The 21384-nt window shown below is 33.8% G+C and carries 20 protein-coding genes; 1 reads left to right on the top strand and 19 read right to left on the bottom strand.

Annotated elements, in window-relative coordinates; translation table 11 throughout:
* Nucleotides 1–21: 21 nt before the first annotated feature.
* The 10 genes from AAGD39_RS06740 to AAGD39_RS06695 all read right to left on the bottom strand — a co-directional run bounded on the left by AAGD39_RS06740 (nt 22) and on the right by AAGD39_RS06695 (nt 11476).
* Nucleotides 22–300, bottom strand: coding sequence for a hypothetical protein (locus AAGD39_RS06740; RefSeq protein WP_341756581.1), 279 nt, complete (start codon nt 298–300; stop codon nt 22–24).
* Nucleotides 301–313: 13 nt separating this feature from the next.
* Nucleotides 314–577: a hypothetical protein gene (locus AAGD39_RS06735; RefSeq protein ID WP_341756580.1), complete on the bottom strand. Its 264-nt coding sequence runs from the start codon at nt 575–577 to the stop codon at nt 314–316.
* A gap of 44 nt (nt 578–621) precedes the next feature.
* Entirely contained in the window at nt 622–1833 is a 1212-nt protein-coding gene (locus AAGD39_RS06730; protein WP_341756579.1) for a CCA tRNA nucleotidyltransferase, read from the bottom strand.
* Between the two features lie 18 nt (nt 1834–1851).
* Nucleotides 1852–2844: a Fic family protein gene (locus AAGD39_RS06725; protein WP_341756578.1), complete on the bottom strand. Its 993-nt coding sequence runs from the start codon at nt 2842–2844 to the stop codon at nt 1852–1854.
* A gap of 64 nt (nt 2845–2908) precedes the next feature.
* On the bottom strand, nt 2909–3820 hold the full coding sequence (gene ftsY, locus AAGD39_RS06720; RefSeq protein WP_341756577.1) for a signal recognition particle-docking protein FtsY: 912 nt from the start codon (nt 3818–3820) through the stop codon (nt 2909–2911).
* Nucleotides 3817–4767 (bottom strand): L-threonylcarbamoyladenylate synthase, encoded by a 951-nt coding sequence (locus AAGD39_RS06715; RefSeq protein WP_341756576.1) that lies wholly within the window; start codon nt 4765–4767, stop codon nt 3817–3819. The genes ftsY and AAGD39_RS06715 overlap by 4 nt, the downstream gene beginning before the upstream one ends.
* Nucleotides 4764–6803, bottom strand: coding sequence for a glycine--tRNA ligase subunit beta (gene glyS / locus AAGD39_RS06710; protein ID WP_341756575.1), 2040 nt, complete (start codon nt 6801–6803; stop codon nt 4764–4766). Before glyS ends, AAGD39_RS06715 begins: the two co-directional genes overlap by 4 nt.
* Complete coding sequence (locus AAGD39_RS06705; protein WP_341756574.1) at nt 6800–7681, bottom strand: glycine--tRNA ligase subunit alpha; 882 nt, start codon at nt 7679–7681, stop codon at nt 6800–6802. The genes glyS and AAGD39_RS06705 overlap by 4 nt, the downstream gene beginning before the upstream one ends.
* Nucleotides 7682–8273: 592 nt before the next feature.
* Nucleotides 8274–10565, bottom strand: coding sequence for a glycosyltransferase (locus AAGD39_RS06700; RefSeq protein WP_341756573.1), 2292 nt, complete (start codon nt 10563–10565; stop codon nt 8274–8276).
* Nucleotides 10562–11476 (bottom strand): NAD-dependent epimerase/dehydratase family protein, encoded by a 915-nt coding sequence (locus tag AAGD39_RS06695; RefSeq protein WP_341756572.1) that lies wholly within the window; start codon nt 11474–11476, stop codon nt 10562–10564. Before AAGD39_RS06695 ends, AAGD39_RS06700 begins: the two co-directional genes overlap by 4 nt.
* Before the next feature lie 88 nt (nt 11477–11564).
* Between AAGD39_RS06695 and AAGD39_RS06690 the strand changes: the two genes are divergently transcribed.
* Complete coding sequence (locus AAGD39_RS06690) at nt 11565–12848, top strand: glycosyltransferase family 4 protein (RefSeq protein WP_341756571.1); 1284 nt, start codon at nt 11565–11567, stop codon at nt 12846–12848.
* A gap of 321 nt (nt 12849–13169) precedes the next feature.
* Here AAGD39_RS06690 and tsf read toward each other — a convergent pair whose 3' ends face one another.
* The 9 genes from tsf to AAGD39_RS06645 all read right to left on the bottom strand — a co-directional run bounded on the left by tsf (nt 13170) and on the right by AAGD39_RS06645 (nt 21303).
* Complete coding sequence (gene tsf, locus AAGD39_RS06685; RefSeq protein ID WP_341756570.1) at nt 13170–14087, bottom strand: translation elongation factor Ts; 918 nt, start codon at nt 14085–14087, stop codon at nt 13170–13172.
* 215 nt (nt 14088–14302) lie between these two features.
* Nucleotides 14303–15190 (bottom strand): 30S ribosomal protein S2, encoded by an 888-nt coding sequence (gene rpsB / locus AAGD39_RS06680; protein ID WP_341756569.1) that lies wholly within the window; start codon nt 15188–15190, stop codon nt 14303–14305.
* A 639-nt stretch (nt 15191–15829) separates the two neighbouring features.
* Nucleotides 15830–16507: a TIM44-like domain-containing protein gene (locus AAGD39_RS06675; RefSeq protein WP_341756568.1), complete on the bottom strand. Its 678-nt coding sequence runs from the start codon at nt 16505–16507 to the stop codon at nt 15830–15832.
* A 398-nt stretch (nt 16508–16905) separates the two neighbouring features.
* Nucleotides 16906–17157, bottom strand: coding sequence for a hypothetical protein (locus AAGD39_RS06670; protein WP_341756567.1), 252 nt, complete (start codon nt 17155–17157; stop codon nt 16906–16908).
* A 179-nt stretch (nt 17158–17336) separates the two neighbouring features.
* The gene (locus AAGD39_RS06665) at nt 17337–18131 is read right to left on the bottom strand and encodes a cytochrome c1 (RefSeq protein WP_341757260.1); all 795 of its coding nucleotides are present in this window, start codon (nt 18129–18131) and stop codon (nt 17337–17339) included.
* Nucleotides 18132–18247: 116 nt separating this feature from the next.
* Nucleotides 18248–19459 carry a cytochrome b gene (locus AAGD39_RS06660; protein ID WP_341756566.1) on the bottom strand — a complete coding sequence of 404 codons (1212 nt, stop codon included), beginning with the start codon at nt 19457–19459 and terminating at the stop codon, nt 18248–18250.
* A gap of 6 nt (nt 19460–19465) precedes the next feature.
* Nucleotides 19466–19993 carry a ubiquinol-cytochrome c reductase iron-sulfur subunit gene (gene petA / locus AAGD39_RS06655; RefSeq protein ID WP_341756565.1) on the bottom strand — a complete coding sequence of 176 codons (528 nt, stop codon included), beginning with the start codon at nt 19991–19993 and terminating at the stop codon, nt 19466–19468.
* A gap of 103 nt (nt 19994–20096) precedes the next feature.
* A complete protein-coding gene (locus AAGD39_RS06650; protein WP_341756564.1) occupies nt 20097–20543 on the bottom strand; it encodes a DUF2670 domain-containing protein in 447 nt (148 codons plus the stop codon).
* Between the two features lie 112 nt (nt 20544–20655).
* The gene (locus AAGD39_RS06645) at nt 20656–21303 is read right to left on the bottom strand and encodes a heme exporter protein CcmB (protein ID WP_341756563.1); all 648 of its coding nucleotides are present in this window, start codon (nt 21301–21303) and stop codon (nt 20656–20658) included.
* Nucleotides 21304–21384 lie beyond the last annotated feature (81 nt).

Here is a 21384-nt window from a genome sequence, read left to right as displayed (position 1 = left end):
TTTCCAAGTATACTTTGGGAATTATTCATAAGCACTATCATGATCTGTATGTAAAGTTAGTAAACGTAAGTAAGATCCTTCTCTTAGAGCCAATGCTCGACATTTTTGTGAAAACCTAAAAGAGTAAATCTGATGCTTATTTTTAGTTATTTTGGACACGATTACTTCCCATTTTAAACCTTGATTCCTATATAACTCATCCCAAGTTAAATGACTTATTTTTTTTAACACTTTAATTAATGCTAATTGATTATTTTTTTCAAGAGCAAACAAATCTTTTTGAAACTCTAGATTATTCATATCTATTTTTATTTTAGACATGTTCAATTTTCTCAACAATTTCTTGTAAGTTATCTTTTGGTTTATTGCTTTCTGCCCACGATAATGCTTTATCTAGTTTAGTTAAAGTATCTCCTTGAGATAACCATTTTTCTGAGGTTGGAACAAATTCTCCTGTTTTAATGATCCATGTGTCATTATCTAATTGTTCGATTAATACCATTTGTCCTGCAAATACTTTGCCAAGCGATAGTTGACCGTTACTACCTATTACTTTCACTTGTTGATTTTGATTCATAATATTTTCCTAATTTAGTACCTTAGGAATTTACTATACAATAATTATATTATTTTATCAATAGAGCCTAGACTGTCGGAAATAACTAATTCAAGTAATTGATGTTTATTAAGTGTAAAATCACTGGCAATCCAAGATTTCTTTAATTTATCTATCACTGTGCCAATAGCTTTACCATGAATATTTATTTTCTGTAAGTCATGTCCATTTATCGGGAATATTGGTCGGGGTTTGGATTGGTATGCATCTAGAAATTTCTTGGCCACCGTTCTATCTACTTTGCCTAGTGATACTAGAACACTTATATACTGCAAATAATCATCATTTTCCCACCAAATTTCTCGTAATGTAAATTCGTTGATTTCTTTATTAACAAATCTAAGTATAGTAATGATTTTGAGGGCGATGTGCCGAGAAAATTTTAAATTTAATAAATCACTTAGTGGTAAGTTCTTTATGTGGTAAAATAAAAGTGAATACCTAGTGTAAGGCTCTAAAGAACCGAAATTAATTGCTTCCATCAAAGATTTTTTATCAAATTTACTAACTGGTAATATTATTTGCAATATGCCATTATCAAACATTTGCTGCAAAATATTAGGACTATTATCTGAGATAATCAACTTGTCCATCTCCCATTTTATCCGTTCTTTTGATAATAATTTAAGATTTTCTCGCAATTTAATACAGGCATCTAGCCCTTTACGATCTAACTGTCTTGCATAATAACAGGAAAAACGGAAGAATCGTAAAATACGTAAAAAATCTTCTTCAATTCGTTCAAATGGCTGTTCGATAAATATTACCTTAAATTCTCGTAAATCATCTATTCCACCAAAATAATCATAAATTTTATGCTCAAATGGACAATAGCTTAGTGCATTAATAGTAAAATCTCTTCTAGTAGCATCCTCCATAAAATCATCAGTAAAAATAACTTCTGTGTGCCGACCATCACATTTTATATCTTTTCTAAGTGTAGTAATCTCAAATTTCTCATTATTTAATAAAGCCGTAACTGTGCCATATTTTATACCAGTTGGGATAACATTAATATTGGCTGTTGATAAAATATCTGTTACTTGCTCTGGTAATAAATTGGTTGCTATATCAATGTCGTAGTTAACAACACCAAGAATAGCATCCCGAACAGCTCCGCCGACAATCCTTGCTACTCCGCCACCTAATTTAATTATTGACAAAATTTCTTTGTAATAGCGTGATTGGATAGATAATTTTTTTTTTACAATGTACATTATAAAAATACCTTATTTTTATTTTATGTCATTATTCACAAGCATATTCTTGATTTCATTCAGTGTTAGCTTTTGTTTCTTTAATCGTTGAATTTCTATACATTGTTCAATCATTTCAGGCGAGTAAAGCTGATAGCGTGATTTAGTAACATCAGCAATTTCAAGCAAGCCTTCCTTAGTCCAAAAACGAATTGTTGACACAGTTTCACTGACAGCTTTTGCAAGCTTACCAATTCTTAATAATTTCTCTGATAATACTACATCTGAAGAGTTTACAGAGTTTGCTGCTTTAAGATAAATATCAAGAGAACGATTGACTGCATTAAATATAATCTTTTCATAGGCTTCTTTTGAACCACCAAGTTGTGCAGTTTCTAGAGATGTTACATAAGGTAACCTCTCTTGTAGTCTAATAATAGCCGGTGGATAGCCTGCCATTATTAGAATTAAATTCATCAATAATCGTGCAGTTCGACCATTCCCGTCTGAGAAAGGATGGATAGTTACTAGTCGATAATGTGCTTCTCCTGCAAGTGCTACAGGATGCATATCTTTAGATGAGTTTAGCCATGCAATGAAATCTACCATCAAGTTTGGTACTTTTACTGGATTTGGCATTATTACCCTTGAACCTGAAATACGTACTGCTACTTGCCTATAATATCCAGCATTATAATCATCGATACCCTTTAGGATGAGAGCATGAATTGATAAAATATCGTTTTCAGTAATTTCACAAATTTTCTTTTGCTGTATTTCATGGATTAAGTCCAAAGCTTGTGCATGATTTCTTGCCTCAAGATGTTCTACTAACGATTTTCCACCAACTGTTAATCCTTTTTCAATTACCACAGCAGTTTCCAAACGCGAGAGAGTATTACCCTCAATAGCATTACTGGTATAAGTCAACTCTACCTTAAACCACTGCTCTAAGTTTCTAACCAACTCTAGAGTTAATGGTCTGATTCTATCCAGTTGCTTTTTTTTGTTGTCTAGTAGGTCATATTTCATATAGTAAAATATAAAGTATCACTTAATGCTTTTCAACAATTATTTTATCATCTATATTTAATAATTAATTCCCTACTAAACTACTGGCAAACGCAGCTGGATCAAACGGTTTTAGATCGTCTACCTTTTCCCCTACCCCTAAAAAACATACTGGTAAGGCGAATTTTTGTACGACTCCTACCACTACACCAGCTTTTGCCGTACCGTCTAATTTAGTGACTATCAGACTTGTTATGTTAGCAATAGCGGCAAATTGTTCAACTTGGTTATATACATTCTGTCCTGTGGTCGCATCAATTACTAATATACTATGGTGAGGAGCTGTATCATCAATCTTCTTAATAACCCTAACAATTTTGGCAAGTTCTTCCATCAAATTCTTCTTGTTATGCAACCTTCCAGCTGTATCAATAAATAATATATCAACATCATTTTTTATTGAAGACTGCATAGCAAGATAAGCAACACTAGCAGGCTCAGCTGATTCTTCACCAGCAATAAACATTGAACCACTTTTATCAGCCCAACTAGATAATTGACTAACAGCAGCAGCCCTAAATGTATCACAAGCAGCAATTGCTACTTTTTTCCCCTGTCTACGATAAATGCTGGCTAGCTTGCCTATTGTCGTAGTTTTCCCTGACCCATTAACACCGCAAACTAGGATAACATTAAGCTTTTTATCATACAATTCAAAAGGCTTGCTAGTTTTTACCAATAATTGCCCGATAATGTCAGCTAGCTGTTCTTTGATTGCCAAACCACTTACTTCTTTATCAAATTTGATAGCTCTTAGTTTATCAACCAGCTCTATTGCCACAGAGGCTGTGATATCTGCAGATATTAACAACTCCTCTAATTCATTTAAAGTTTGCTCATCTAGTTTTCTTTTATAAAATATCTGGTCAATGCCCGAAGATATTTTATTTGAACTATTAACTAATACCTGCTTTAATTTAGTAAATATAGATGTCATTTTACCGCCGCTCTTTTAAGTCGATCATTGATTGCAACGCCAATACCAACCTCTGGGATAGAGGCAACGGCAATTGCTAATCCATTTAATTCTGCGTAATTATCCAATATTCTAAGACTGGCAAATAAGTTACTAGCTGTTTCAATTAAATCACCAGTTAAACTTAAATTAAGCGAAAAATTACCCTCTAGCTTACTATCGGCAAAATTAAGCCCTACCTCATTAGCTTCTAAACTCTCTGCATTCAATCTTACTTTAACTCTTGGCGAGTAATGTTTATTCATCATCCCCGGAGCTTTAATTTGCATCAAGCTGGATGTTTTATCTAGTTTCTTACCAATGGCCTTCTCTAACGCTTCCAGCGTAATAAAACCATCTCGCAAAATAGTTAAGTTATTAGTAGTACTATCTACTATGGTTGATTCTATACCATATTGACACTTACAATCATTTAAATTATCCTCTAAAATAAAAATATCTTGGTCATTTGCAAAATGTTCCTGTACATGCTGTAAAGTCGTGCTACTAATATAACCTGATGGGTTAGCACTAGGGGCTGCTATCGGAGTAGCTGACTTTCTTATTAGCTCCAAAGCAATATTATGTGATGGTATACGAAGGGCAACCGTTGTCATCCCAGCTAATACTGATTCCGCTATATTTGCCCCACTTTTTAATGGTACAACAATCGATAAAGGCCCTGGCCAAAACACCTCACTTAACTTAATGGCATCTGCATTAAATTCCCCTATAGTTTTAGCTTGGCTCATAGTTGCTACATGAACAATTAGAGGATTTATGCTTGGACGCTTTTTTATCTTAAAAATCTTCTGACAAGCTTGCTCATTACTAGCATCTGCCCCAAGTCCATATACTGTTTCTGTGGGGAATGCTACTACATTGCCAGATTTTATAAATTTGGCAGCCTGCTTTAATGTATCAGTCATAAAGCACTAAATTTTGCTAATTTATCAAATAATTGGGTAACCATTCTGAGCAACAATAAACGATTATTGGCAATGTTACGATCTTGATCTTTGACCATAACATTATCAAAAAACTCATTGACAGGTTTTAATATTTCTAGTAACAGGCTAAGAGTTTTAGTAAAATCTTTTTCTGCAATATAGTGATCTATTTGTTTAGAAACGTTTTCTAATGATAAAAATAATTGTTGCTCATATTGTGAAATAAAAGCCTTTTGATCAACTTCTCCTTCTATATTACTACCTTCTAGTATATTATTTGCTCTTTTGTAAATAGTTAATAAATTCTCACCATCCACTCCAGCGAGAAACTTTTGTAAAGCACCGAGCTTTATTTCGCTAATCACTAAATCTCTTTCAATATCAAAATCAAGCACCGCATTAATTAACGATATGTCATAGTGATTTTTAAAATAATATTTGGCTCGTTCTTCTAAGAACTCTAGAATTATCTGACTAGTTTTATTTAGCCCACTATCATCCCCTCCTCCCTTTACGTCTTCAAACATAGTTTGATATAAGTGAACTACATACGCAACTAGTTCCTTAATATCAATATTTAATTTATTAGTTAAAATTATCCTAATAATACCTAATGCTTGCCGTCTAAGCGAGTAAGGGTCTCTTGAACCATTTGGCTCTTCTCCTATTAATATCAAACCTACTAAACTATCCAGTTTATCAGCAATCGCCAATATTGCACTATTTCCCATTGGCAAATTATCTGATGGTCCTTGTGGTTTATAATGATCTCTTATTGCCAAGGCAATCTGATCATTTAACCCTTCGGCTTTGGCGTAATAATATCCCATAATACCTTGCAGTTCAGGGAATTCTCCCACCATTTCAGTTGTTAGGTCACTTTTACAAAGTTTAGCTGCTACTTGCAAATCCTGATTTCCTAGCATTAGATAATTACAAATATCATCAATTCTCTCTGTTTTTTGTTTGATACTGCCAAGCTTTGCATGGAAAGTTATCTGCTCAAGCTTTGGCAATTTTGATTCTAAACTATTAGATAAATCCTGCTGATAAAAATATAACGCATCAGATAGTCTAGCAGCTAGTACTTTTTCGTTACCACTTATTATAACATTTTGATCATGTCGCATATTACTAACAAAAAGAAAATAAGGAGCAAAATTACCAGCTTGGTCAAAAGTGCTAAAATATTTCTGGTGGCTACGCATTGAGCTAACTAGTACTTCACTAGGTAACTGCAAAAATATCTCAGGTATTTTACCCGCCATAACAACTGGCAATTCTACTAATCCTGTTACTTCTTCTAATAATTTCTCATCATCTTTGATAACTAAATTAAGTGAATTGGCTATTTTTGATAGCTGACTTTTTATTATCTCCTTACGTTCTTCTTGGTCAATAATGACATTACTCTCCCGCAGCTTATTCTGGTATTCAGAAAAACTGTCTATAGTAATCGGTTCAGGACTAAGAAATCTGTGCCCAAAGGTAATATTATTTGCCGTCAAATGTCCATATTTAATGGCTAGTATTTCTCCATCAAATATACATAAAATATTCCTAAGCGGTCTAATCCAACTTATATCATAATTCCCCCAATACATAGATTTTGACCAAATATACTTACTAATTGCTTTAGGAATTATCTCTTGCAATAATACTCGTATATCGGTTTCTATGCTACTCTTTGCTATTATATAATATAATTGCCCTTGCACTAATAGCGTAGATAATTTATTTTGCTCAATATTATTTGATCGACAAAACCCTTCTACAGCCTGCTGCGTTGCCGAAACTTTCGGTCCTCTTATGGTAATTTCTTTTGGTGGTATAGATTTTGGTAAATTTGTAATATGTACAGCAATTCTCCTAGATCCAACATATAGCTGAACATCAGCAACTAGCTCGCTTTCCTGCAAGATTGTCGTAAATATGGTTTTATAGCTTTCCGCTGCATTTTTCTGCATCAAAGCTGGTATCTCTTCGCTAAAAAGTTCTAATAATAACTCACTCATATTAACTCTTCTTTATCTTCTAGTTCTAACCATTTATTACAGCACATTTTTGCCAAATTACGTATCCTGAGTATGTAAGATGCTCTCTCTGTTACACTAATTACCCCCCGGGCATTTAACAGATTAAAAAGATGACTAGCTTGAATACAATAATCATAAGCTGGCAAAGGTAAATCTGCAGCGATTAATTCATTACATTGTTTCTCACTATCAATAAAATGCTGAGATAATATGGCTACGTCAGCTAATTCTAAATTAAATTTTGAAAATTGTTTTTCAGCGGCAAAATCTACTTCACCATAGGTTAAAGCCTTTTCTCCAACCTGACCATTCCAGTCAAGATTTCTTACCTCATTGATTCCTTGTATATAAAGTGCCAGACGTTCTAAACCATAGGTAATCTCACCAGCCACTGGACGACAATCAATACCACCTATTTGTTGCATATAAGTAAATTGTGATACTTCCATACCGTTACACCATATTTCCCAGCCAAGCCCAGCAGCACCGAGACTAGGAGACTCCCAATCATCTTTAACAAACCTAATATCATGTTTTTGCAAATCTATACCAAGACATTCAAGACTCTTTAAATATAGCTCTTGTATATCATCAGGAGAGGGTTTTAGTATAACCTGAAATTGATAATAATGCTGCATTCTATTAGGATGCAAAGCGTATCTACTATCATGAGGACGCCGAGAAGGTTGAACGTAAGCTACAAACCAAGGTTTCTTACCAAGAGTTCGTAGTACAGTAGCAGGATGAAAAGTACCAGCTCCAACATGCGCGTCATATGGCTGTAAAATTGCACAGCCATAATCTTGCCAGTAATTTTGCAAGGTCAAGATAATTTGTTGAAATGATAATTTTTTCATATTGGTAAATTTGTTTGCTCTTTAAAAAAATAGTCATCCTGAAGTTAGTTTCATATTCAAGTCATCCTGAACTTGTTTCAGGATATATACTATACACAAAAAAGATCCTGAAATAAATTCAGGATGACCCCAGAATTCAGTATGACTTTATCCCGATTTAATATTTAGCCATATCAAATTAGCGTCATATATGGACGAAGTCCATATATGGGTTTGGATGGAGTTCACAACTGTCGAAAGTTAGAAGAGGGGGTTTTAAATAGGGTGACGTCATTGCGAGAAGACCGAAGGTCGACGAAGCAATCCATAAAATGATTAAATTTGGATTGCTTCGTCGTGCTTACGCACTCCTCGCAATGACATTTCCTTGCCTAAAAACAGCTTCCTCTTCTAACTTTCGACAGTTGTAGGACGGAGTCCATGCCATCATTGCGAGGAGCTACTTACGCCTTTTTGCAATGACACCAGTTATTTGCCCCCAACTTTTAAACTGCCACTATGACCTCTAAAATCCCTTCCTCTTTAAACTTTCAACAGCTGTGGCAAAGCTACTTCCTCACAATAAAGGCGTAATATTAGTCATTCCCCCTATCTAATTAGGATCATTATTCATGGTTGTTAGCAAAGAGTTTTTTAAAGCAAGAGCATTTTTATTATATTTTTTAATGAACTCCGGTAGTTTGGAACATATTATATCAATATTTTGTTGAACTTTTTCTATTGCTTTAAATATGGTTAACGGACAATCGACGCGATTGACAGTCAACATGTCACGCAAAAATTGATCATCATAAATATCTGATGTAGGCCCAACTAAGCAAGGTACTCCTAAACTCAGACTCTCTAAAACTATCATAGGTGAACATTCTGAATTAGTAATGTATAAAGTCAAATTAGTGTTGGCAATAAGTTTTATTAATTCTTGATGTGGTAATTGTTCAGGAAAAACTTTAAGTTCTACATCTTCCATCATCCAAGAAGTGTGTTTATTGTCATTAAAATGGCAATTAGTATGACAAGAGATATTGTCTTTAAACATACTTATTGCTGCAAATTGGGGATAGAGATTCTTTATCCATATGCTAGAAGCACTCCATACACCAATGGTAAATTTACCATTTTCTAGGACTATCGTCTTTCTTTCAGGCGACGATGGTATGAAGTTTTGTAATAGATAAGATTGGATACCATTAGCTATCATAAATTGTTCTAGACCTTTCTTCAAGGTGATAATAGCTTTAATTTTATTTTGTTTATATAAATTCAACCATTTATAGAAATCTTGGCAATGATGGGAATCTACCCATTGGGCAGGAGAGCCATGCCATAGAAAGTAAATATTTAAACAATTATCAGCCTTAAGCTCATGTAGCTTTTCTACTAATTGAACATGAACATCAAGCCCACCCGATATAACTAATTTTTTAATACCTGTTTTTATAATTAACTGTGCTATTTTAGTAATAATCTTGTTAGGTAAATATGCATTAACATAGCTTAGCAAAACATTTCCTTTCCTCATAGGAAAAGGAATTATTTGGTTAAATAATTCTTTAGTAGAGTTAGCAACACCAGGAAAAGCATCAGAATAAATTACGTAAATATCGTCAATATCTTTTTGCTGTCCTTGATATTTGATTATAAAATTTTTAAAATTATCATAGTCATTTTCTGAAGAGCACCAATAAAGCATTGCAATTATTCGTCTAGCACATATCCTAACCCAATAATATCTTAGAAGAGGTTGTGCGATCTTTTTTAAAAAACGAATAGAACGTATTTTATCAATTATAGAGGGTGCTTCACCCTTATTAACAAGGTTGATATCTCTTAGAATTTGTAGCTTTTGTTTTTTGCTATGATTTTTTACTGAAACTTCTATAAACGAATACCACAAATTTTGCAGATGAGTTTTATTAGCAAAGATTTTTTTATAAGCAAGAAAATTTTGTTGTTTAATCTTGGTTAGTAAATTTCTGTTAGCATTTAATTTTTTTATAGAATCCGTAAAATACGGATAATCTCTATTAATTATAAATTGATGTTGTATATCAGGTAGTACCTCCTGAGCAATCCCTACATCAGTAGTGATAATTGCACACCCAAATGCCATAGCTTCAATGAGCGTTAGTGGTGTGCCTTCTTGCACGGATGCTATTAGCAGAATGTCTGTTTCTTTTAGAGTATCCCAAACTTCTTGTTTCGAATGTATTCGCTTATTTTTATCTATTATACATCTTTTTATGTGAATTTTCTCGTGATCAAGCTGCTCTAGGGCTGGTATAATTACTGTTTTTAGACCTTTGTAATCGTCAATAGTGCTACACCAACTTTCCCAAGCACTATTACCAATCCATGTAACAACTAGCTGACTAGAGGTTAAATCAAGTTCAGGGTCAGGCTCATTTTTAGAATCTAGAATTAATACATTATCATAAATTACTTGCCAAGGTTTTGGGTATTCTTGGATATTTGCATAAATATCATACAATCTTTTAGAGCTAGTGTAGTAATTATCAATAAATCGGAAAGTTAGGAGATTTTTTAATATGTCCCCTGCGTTTTCAATAAATAAATGATCAGGTATGCTAATGGTAATAGCGATATTTAATAATTTTTCAATATTGCTATTAGTGTTAATACTATTATCTGCTATAATTTGCAGTAAGTGCGTTAAATACCCACGATGAAAAAAATGTATTAATTTAACAAAATCATACTGGTTTAAGTCACCTAAAAAATCCTCACATGTTTTATAATCACAACTATAAATTATATGACAATCATATTGATCATTTAGCAAAGATTGAACATATTGGGCAACACTATCAAAAGCCCATCCCCTAACATCAGCTACTAAAATCAGGGTTTCTTTTGAATTCATAAATTTACGCTAAATAACTCTAATAACCCAGTTTCTAACTCATATGTTGCTTTATAATTTAAAACCTTCTGAGCCAACTCTGGGCTGCCAAAAGAACTATTTACACTGCCAACTTGACTTGGTAGATATTTTATTCCTTTAACAATGGCAATTTTATTAATTAATTGAATAAGTTCATTTATAGAATAGGCACGTCCCGTACAAACATTTATTACTGGAGCCGATGATACCGCAATAGACAAAGCTCTAATGCACATATTTGTCACATCTGAAATATGTATAAAGTCCCGACTCTGATTTCCATCACCAAAAATCATCAACTCTTTACCATCTTTCACTTGTTCTCTAAATATTGATATGACACCAGAATAATCAGAATTTTTAGATTGTCCTTTACCATAAACATTAAAAAAGCGTAAACCACAACTTTTAAGAGATTTAAGCTCGCCAAAAGCCTTAGCGTGTAACTCACAGGCATATTTATCCACTGCATAAGGAGAAAGTGGACTCACTTTCCCATTTTCTTGTAGAGGCAAATCACTTACCGAACCATAAACAGCAGCAGATGATGCATATACCACAGGGATATTTTGTTTGCTTGCTTGAAGGAATATATTAATGGTTCCCGTTAAATTCACTTGATGGCTGTAATACCAATTATTAATTGATTCCTGCACATTTGCCACTGCTGCAAGATGAAAGCAACCATCAATATTTTTAAATAGTTTTTTTACAATATCTTGGTCTAAAATACTTCCTTGAATAAATTCAACATTTTTATAAACTGAATTATCTAAGTTACCAGTTGATAGATCATCTAATATGACAACTTGATGTCCTTCTTTTAATAATAGGTTAACCAGGTGTGAGCCAATGAAACCAGCCCCACCAGTGACTAAATATCTTGACATATATTAGTAATGAGTTTAATTCATGTAATACTCTTCTGCTTTGAGTATACTTTATGTTATGTTATAGAGTTATTATAAAGAAAAATAAATGAAAAAAATTATTATTTTTACAAATACAGATTGGCACTTTTATGCTCATCTTCTACCAATTGCTTTGACTGCTAAAATTAAAGGATATGAGGTAAAGGTACTAACAAATATTAGTGAATTTAAAGATAAGATAGAACTGCATGATTTACCAGTAATTCCAATCTCAATAAAGCGTGGAAGTATTAATCCTTTTAGTGATTTACTATTATTAATCAAGTTAATCAGAATATTAAATAAGGAAAAACCTGATATATTACATAATTTTACTATAAAACCAATTTTTTATGGAAGTATAAGTGCTTTTTTGTGCAATATACCACAAATTATTAATACTTTTGTTGGTATGGGGTTACTGTTTATCAGTAATAATTTCTTACTAAGATTGATTAGGAACATTATAGTTAGAATATTATCCCTAATAGGATATTATAAAAACATGTTATTTGTCGTACAAAATGATGATGACTTAGCTTTACTTATGAAATTAGGTATAGCTAACCAGACTAACATTACGCCAAATTCACAAACATCATTGCGAAAAGCTAGCTTAGTAGCAACAAAGCAATCCAGAAAAGTAATTAGTAATGGATTGCTTCGTCGACTCATGTCTCCTCGCAATGACGCCAGTTTACTATGGCTAAATGTTAATCAGGTTAGCTATATAGCCCCCAAAAATTTAGTCATTAAACAATGCAGTGTTGGTATAGAAACCAAGAGATTTCCGCTCCTGCCAGAACCATTAGGTAATAAAATAGTAGTTGCCTTAGTAGCTAGAATGCTTATTGACAAAGGTATATATGAATTTATATATGCTGCAAAGATATTAAAGCAGAAAGGTCTAGATGCCGAATTTTGGTTAGTTGGTGAACCCGACAAAGATAACAAACAATCAATAGCCCAATCCATATTAGAAGACTACCAAAATCTAGGATACATCAAATATCTTGGTTATCAGAAAAATATCGACGAAATATGGAAAAAAGTCCATATTGCCGTATTACCTTCTTACCGTGAAGGACTAAGCCGTTCCCTCTTAGAGGCTGGGGCATATGGTAGAGCTATTATTACTACTGATGCTCCAGGTGGCAGAGAATTAATACAAAACAAAATAAACGGGTTATTAGTTAAACCTCAAAATACAGAAGATTTAGCAATAGCTATGGAGCTGGTAATTACTATGCCTTCATTACGAAAACATCTTGGTAAAAAAATTAGACAAGATATTTTAGAAAAATATGATTGCCAATTAGTCTCCGAGAAGATGGTTAATTTTTATGGCTAACCTGATATAATATTTATACCAAACATACGTCTTTAGTAAGAAACCGAAAGCAACGGAAACAACCTAATGAGTACGGATTGCCACAACCACTAAGTGGTCTCACTAATAGACGTATGAACTAGTACGAACAACTTTGCAACATATCGTCACTGCGAGAAGCTACTGGCAGTAGCAACGAAGCAATCCAAAAAGTGATTAGAAATGGATTGCTTCGTCATTCTTACACACTCCTCGTAATGACACTTGTGCAGCATAATACCCTGATAATTTTTCGCTATTTTACGATAGAATAAAAAATGTAGGGTACTACTCTTCTCCTGCCTAATTTTGTATAACAGCTGCTACTTCATCTGCAAAATTCTTATTTTCTTGCTTTATGCCTTCACCTAGCTCATATCTTATAAACTGAGTAATTTTAATCGAAGCTCCTAATTCTTTTGCTGTATTATCAATAACTTGAGAAATTGTCAATTTATCGTCAAATAAAAAGCTTTGTTCAAGCAGCACAACTTCTGCTAGAAACTTACGTATTCTACCTTCCACCATTTTTTCAACGATATTATCAGCTTTACCAGAAGCTTTTGACTGTTCAAAGAATATACTTTTCTCACGTTCCACTAAGCTTTGATCCAGACTCGATACATCAAGACTATAAGGATTATTTGCTGCTATATGAGTGGCGATTTTTTGTCCCAATTCTAGAAGCTTAGCTTTATCTTTACTAGTTGACTGTAAGCCAACAAGGACAGAAATCTTACCTAACCCTTCAACAACGGTATTATGCACATAAGATGCCACCACACCTTCTGAGACCTGCAAAACATCCATGCGACGTAGATTTAAATTTTCACCAATTGTTGCAATATTATCTAATATTTCTTCATCAACTGCTCTACCTGTTGACATTTTTGCTAATTTTAATGATGGTAAATCATTATGTTGCAAAGCTAGTATAGCAATATTTCTAACCAGTTGTTGAAACTTATCGTTTCTTGCCACAAAATCTGTTTCAGAATTTATTTCTATAATAGTTCCCACATTATCTTTAATATGCACTGCTGTTAACCCTTCAGCCGCCACTCTATCTGATTTTTTTGCGGCAGCTGATAATCCTTTTTTTCTTAACCAATCAATAGCTGTTTCAAAGTCTCCTTTTGCTTCAAGCAGAGCCTTCTTGCAGTCCATCATTCCTGCCCCAGTTTTCTCTCTTAATTGTTTTACAAGCCCAGCATTTATCATGTTATTCTCCTTATTATAGGTTATATAGCTAACCCTACTAGCATTTAGCCATTTGCCTCAACAAAAAGTGTATGTCATCCCTGCTAAAGCAAGAACCTAGCCCCCTGGCTTCATAGAGATGACACTAAATTAAGCAAAGATGACAAACATTGTCTAGATCAATTATGGATAAATACTAATCAGGTTAATTATAAGTACTCTTTGTTACACTTAGTTTACTTTTTTGTCGTGACTACTTCTGCAATTTCCAGAGCTGTTTCAAACTCTGACTCTGCTGCTTCTTGGTTATTTAGGTCAGAAGTTTTAGAAAATTTCTTAGTTGGTTTTAATTTAGTAATAGTTTTTATATTGATATTTTTTTCTTCGTGAGTAGCTATGCTTCCTAAATCAACACCAGAGGCTGATAAAGCTTCTTCTATACCAGCCAATACGGCATCAGCAAACAAGCTACAATAAAGTCTAATAGATCGTATTGCATCATCATTACCAGGAATAGGATGATCTATATTATCCGGGTTAGAATTAGTATCAACAACGGCAATTATCGGTATTCCCAACTTTACTGCTTCTTGAATTGCCAAATGCTCCTTATTAGTATCAATTACCACCAGCAAGTTTGGTTTTGTTCCGATATGTCTAATACCCCCTAAGGATTTAAGTAATTTATCCTTTTTACGAGTCATTTCCAGTATTTCTTTTTTGGTATAAACGGAATATTCCTCTTCATTTTCCAGAATTTTCTCAAGATTATCTAGCGTTTTTATTGAAGCAGAAATTGTTCCCCAATTGGTTAACATACCACCAAGCCATCTGTGATTAACGTAATACTGCCCACACTTCTCTGTATACTCAGCTATTATATCACTAGCTTGAACTTTAGTACTGACAAATAATATTTTACCATTTTTTTTAACGGTTTCATAGATTACATTGAGAGCCATTTGCATTAATGCAGCAGTTTGTTGTAGGTCAATTACGTGAATATCATCTCTAACACCATAAATATAAGATGCCATTTTGGGATTCCAACGTGAGGTTTTATGACCAAAATGCACCCCAGCATCAAGTAACTCTTTGACATTAACAGCTTTTAGTTTAGACATTATTAAATCTCCTTGAAATGTTAGTTATGTACCTCTAAATATTAGTAGTAGGCACTTCCTCCGCAAGAGTTGATACCAAAGAAACTGGACTAACAACTAAGCTCTTACGTGTGAATTTTACTTATTATATTTTAAGCAAAGTAATTATATATTTTATGAAGATATTTGCAAGAGATATATTAACCCTTTATTTTTAGGGCAGTTTAAAAGTCATAGGAAAAACAACACATAGTCATTGCAAAAAGTTACTTTGGTCACAGCTGTCGAAAATTATAAGAGGAAGGCGTTTTATAGGTCATCATGGTAGTTTAAAAGTTGCGGGAAAATAACCAGCATCACTACAATGAGGCATAAGCCGACGAAGTAATATAATGAATATCTCACCTTACGCATAACCCCCATGACAATTTAAAAATTGCAGAAAAGTATAAGACGCTATTAGCAAAACCACGTAGTGGTTGTGGCAATCCACATTCATTGCTTCGGCGCTACTAAATTAGCTCCTCGCAATGATGCCGAGCTGTTTTCTCTATAACTTTTAAATGCCATACGTAAATTGAGTGAATATGAATTGCCACGACCACCTCGTAGTCCGCAATAACGGATATTCGGTTAGCTATACGCAACAACCTAAAGAAGCTAGCTATTTCCCGCTTCTAACCTATCAACATTAATTAAAAACCAATCTGTATTTTTAGAGATAAGACTTCTAGAGAACGTCCATTCTTCTTGCATGTTTTTTATCTTACTGGTTATATTTTCACCCGTGAATAATACTTTTATAAAAATATTATTAGCAAATGTATAAGCTTCAGAAATTTTGGCATCTAATACACCACCATGGACAAATTCTCCATAGGTTTCAGAAAAAATATGAAATTCCTGTATGTATCTTTTATCCACCAATGTTAGTAAATCTTCAATATCGTCATCATTAGAAGCTTCAATGATTAGCTCAAAGGCTGCTTTTGCGCTACGTAAAAATTTCCTTGCTTGAAATGATGGAAGTTTAGCAGATATAGCTTTAATCCCAGCTATTATAGCCACAGAATTTTCATCAACTATTAACCCATCAAGTTCCATATGATTGATAGGAGATGCTTTTACCATGCTCTGAGGCAATTTTTTCTTAAAAATACTACTAGTAGTATTTTCTGCTGTATAAGTAACGTCTCTGATTGCTGTTTCACCGAAAAAGGAAGATTTACGTTTAGCTGGGTCTTCCTCTGATGTAGTACCAAGCGTAGCAATTAACCTATTTATAATAAAAAAAGCGATCCCAGCAAAAATTAACAACTCTATTATTTGAGCAGACATTTAATATAACTCATTATTTAAATTTTTTACGTTCTTACCTTACACATAATTCACGTGGCAATTTAAAAATCGTAGGAAAGTACAGAGCGTCATTGCGAAACCACATAGTGGTTGTGGCAATCCACATTCATTAGATTGCCACGTCGCCACTAAAGTGACTCCTAGCAATGACGCTGTGCTGTTTTCCCTATGACTTTCAAAATCCATGCAAGGTAAGTTACGTTATTGCATATTGCATAAACCATTTTATGCGAGCTTGGTTTTTTTATTTGCCTTACTATTACCCATTACTTATACGTTATTGGATGGCATAAGACCGACGAAGCAATTCACGAAAAATATAATTAAGTAATCTGAATTGCCACGTTACCACTAAAGCAGCTCCTCGCAATAACGTCTTATTTTATACCGTAAAAGTCTTTAGCATTTTTTATCATAATATCAAATTCTTTATTATTCGGCGTACCTGATGTTGCACCTTCAATAAATGTACCACCAATTACCCCAATATCGTTAGAACCACTACCAGCTAGTTTTTTAGGAAATACATAAAAAACTCGTTCTACATCTTGTCCAGACTCAGTAATGCTATACTCTAATGTAATGAAAGCAAAATGACAAGCAATTTTTACTAAGTTGATTGTAAACATTTATCTTTAATAGCAGCTACCCGACAATGATTACTCTGTCATTGCAAGAAGTGCGTAAGCCAACGAAGCAATACACTTCTGGTCTTTTGGATTGCTTCGTTCACCTAACGTGACTCCTCACAATGATACTTAGGAACTTATAACAATATTAAGAGCTTATTCGGGTTAGCTATATATTTCTATCCACTTTTTTTGTTAAGATTCCCAACGTCTTGCCATATTCTATTTTTAGAAATATAAAAGAAAATTGTAAAAATTACTAAAAATATCATCACCTTCAAACCCATAGATTTACGGTTTTCCATTTCAGGTTCAGCTGCCCATTGTAAAAATACTGTAACATCCATAGCCATTTGTTCAACCGATGAATTGGTTCCGTCTATATACTGTACTTGTCCATCTGTCAGCGGGGCGGGCATGGCAATTTGACCATGAGGGAAATACGGATTGTAACTTAATCCTGGCATTAATTTTAAATTCTCAGGAGGATTACTATAACCAGTAAGTATAGAATATAGATAGTTTGCTCCATCAGGTCTTGCTTTAATGATCAATGATAAGTCAGGCGGATCCGCGCCATTATTGGCCGCTCTTGCTGCTTGCTCGTTAGGATAAGGGCGAACAAATGAATCAGATGGTAGGGCGGGTCTTTCAAACATTTCTCCCGCATCATTTGGACCATCTTGCACAGTGTAATTTTTTGCTATTTCTTTAATTTCTTCATCTGAAAATCCTATATCTTTAAGATTACGATAATATAAATTATAAAGACCATGACACACGCTACATACTTCCTTATAGACTTGGAAGCCACGTTGAGCAGCTTTTCTATCAACGCTAGCAAAAATTCCATCAAATGACCAAGCAATCTTTTTTGTAGGTAATGCATCGTTATTGGCAGTGACAATATTTGATATTAACAAAACTACCAAACACAGGAAAAACTTAATACTGACGTCATTGCGAGGGGGCATAAGACAACGAAGCAATCCATTCCTAATCATTCCCTTGGATTGCTTCGTTGCCCCTAAAATAGCTCCTTGCAATGACGAGGTAATGCTAATCGGGTTAGCTATAATTTTATGGTCTTTCATATAGAATCCGGTAATGGCAGAGTTTTTTCATATTTGCTAATTAGTGGCACTGCAATAAGAAAATGAAAGAAATAATAAGTAGCAGCAAATCGACTTAAGGTAATATAAGGTTCTTCCGCTGGTTGTCCTCCAAGATATCCAAGTATCAAGCAGTCAAATATGAACAGCCAAAAAGCGGTACGGAACATTGGTCTATAATTGCTACTCCTAACTTTTGAGCTATCAAGCCAAGGTAAGACAAATAATAGCAAAATACTAGAAAACATTAATATTACCCCACCTAGCTTTGATGGTACTGCCCGTAAAATGGCATAAAATGGCAGAAAATACCATTCTGGAACTATATGAGCCGGAGTAACTAAAGGGTTAGCTGGTACGTAATTGTCAGGATGCCCTAGATAATTTGGTTGGTAAAAGACAAAAAAGGCAAATATTAAAAAGTAAACACCGAATCCAACAAAGTCTTTTACCGTGTAATACGGATGAAAAGGGATAGTATCTTTAGGTGATTTAACATCGATACCCTTGGGATTATTTGAACCATGAATATGTAATGCTACTAAATGGAGTAGTACTAAAGCTACTATAATAAAAGGCAATAAATAATGCAAAGCAAAAAACCTATTAAGTGTAGGGTTATCAACTGAAAACCCTCCCCAAAGCCAAGTAACTATCGACTTACCAACGATAGGTATAGCTGAAAATAAATTGGTGATTACCGTTGCTCCCCAGTAGCTCATTTGTCCCCAAGGTAACACATATCCCATAAAGGCAGTAGCCATCATGGTAAGAAAAATTATTATACCTATATGCCATAATAATTCTCTAGGTTTTTTGTATGAGCCATAATATAACCCTCTACAGATATGTAGATAAACTGTAGCAAAAAACATCGATGCTCCAACCGAATGTATATAACGTATTAGCCAACCATAATTGACATTACGCATAATCTTCTCAACGCTTTCGAAGGCGTAATCGACATGGGGAGTATAATGCATAGCCAAAATAATACCAGTGATTATCTGAATTACTAAGGCAATACCAGCTATTGACCCTAAGTTCCATAGATAACTCAAATTTTTGGGTGTTCGATATTCGCCTAAATGTTTAAAGAACGAGAAAACAGGTAACCGGTAGTCTATCCACTCTATTACTGAATTGGATTTGCTCGTATTGGATTGTTTAGAATAATTACTTTCATTCATAAATAATTATCCGATTTTAATTTTTGTATCAGAGATAAATTCATATGGTGGGACCGCCAAGTTTAAAGGGGCTGGTCCTTTACGAACCCGACCAGATGAATCATACTGAGAACCATGGCATGGGCAAAACCAGCCATCATAATCACCCTGATTGGCAAGTGGTACGCAACCTAAATGTGTGCAGATGCCTATAGTTACCAACCACTTATCATGCCCAGATTTTACTCTATCTTGGTCAAGTTCAGGGTCTATTAGCTCGGAAAGATTTACATTTCTTGCCTCAGCAATTTTCTCTGGAGTTCTATTAGTAATAAAAACCGGCTTACCTTGCCATTTAACAGTAAGAGTTTGACCTGGTGGAATGTTAGATAAATCCACTTCTATTGAAGATAGAGCTAGAACATCCGCTGAAGGGTTAAATGAATCAACAAGAGGATAGGTAGCACACGCAGCTCCAACTGCCACCATACTGCTGGCAGTTAAGGTTATAAAATCTCTACGAGTTGGCTTATCATAACAATTAGTATTTGACATAAAACAATCAGTATAATTATAGATATATACGTGATATTCTACTATAAAAGTAACAAAATATCAAGGACAGCTTAAGATTAAAGCAGTATATGCTCTATTATTCTTACTTACCATCAGTTGATTTGTCATTACTATCATTAGAATTCTCAGGAGAATCATAAGGATTACGATAAGGTAACATTTCCGGTACAGTTCCATCGTTAGGCAATAACTTCTTTAATCCATCCTCTAAAGTTTTCTCGCCGGTTATTTCGTCATGAACCTCGTATTTTGGAGGATCTCCTAAACATTTCCAGAAATTGGTTAAACTTTCAAAATTGGGACCTAATTTGGGAGTGCAGTGCTGGGCAATTGATTTGGACGTATCAAGAATTTCAGTTGTAGCAGTGGTTACATAGTTTATAAGCCCAACTTTCTCAAGTCCCTTAGCTACCCAAAATAGTACTACCAGAGACGCAACAGCTATCATAACATACCATTTGGCTATGATACTCCATAAAAACACCCCCATAGGATTAGCTGCTATTAGTCTTCTTAAAGCTTGCCACATATATATAACTACCGAAAAATGGTTAAAAAATCTACGATTAGAAATTACATGAATTGTAACAAAATAACAATTTTTTTATTAGTGCAAGGGGCAGTATGGTGTATAATAAAAATTAAATGTTGTAAATATTCTTAATTAGATAGGATGAGAGATAAAATATGATTGGTACAAGGAGCATATCGACACCAATCATAACAAAAATTAGATTTATATTATCAAAATTTTGTAAAACAAGACCGCTAAATATTATGTTGGGTATTAGTAGCGGCATGATTAATATTGCTAGTAGATTAGTATTTGACCTAAAATAGCTTTGAACAGCTCCAATTAAAACTAATAGGCTACTAGACAAAATTAATAGTAGAGTCAGATTGATAAAAAGATATCTTACTGTTAGCATGTCGAGATCGAATATAATATAAATTATTGGCATATTTAATAGAACACTAGTGAGGGAACTAAAAATTATGGCAATTAATTTAGCGGCAATAATTTCGCTCTCATTGAAGTTAGATAATAGTAACTCCAAACTTCCATCCTCGACATCTTGCTGAAATATTAGACTAGAAAAGCCAGTTAGAGCTATCGGTAAAACAATTACTGAAAAAATAACTCCAAATTTTTTAATATCCGCTTGGTCATTAATTAAAGCAGCACTGAAAATACAAAATAAAAAAAATATAAATAGATATTTACTAAGATTATTAATACGATTTTGAATTAAATATTCCCATTTTATTAACTGTATTAGTTTACGCATATAATTTAGGCTGTGAAGGTTTCTAATTGAGCTATTTTGGGTAGTTCCATACATGAGTTAATTATAACAAGCATAATAATG

It is taken from the genome of Candidatus Tisiphia endosymbiont of Nemotelus nigrinus (assembly GCF_964026475.1).
Lineage (GTDB): Bacteria > Pseudomonadota > Alphaproteobacteria > Rickettsiales > Rickettsiaceae > Tisiphia.
Note: the sequence above shows the minus strand (reverse complement) of the source record. Positions and strands in the feature narration are given on the sequence as shown.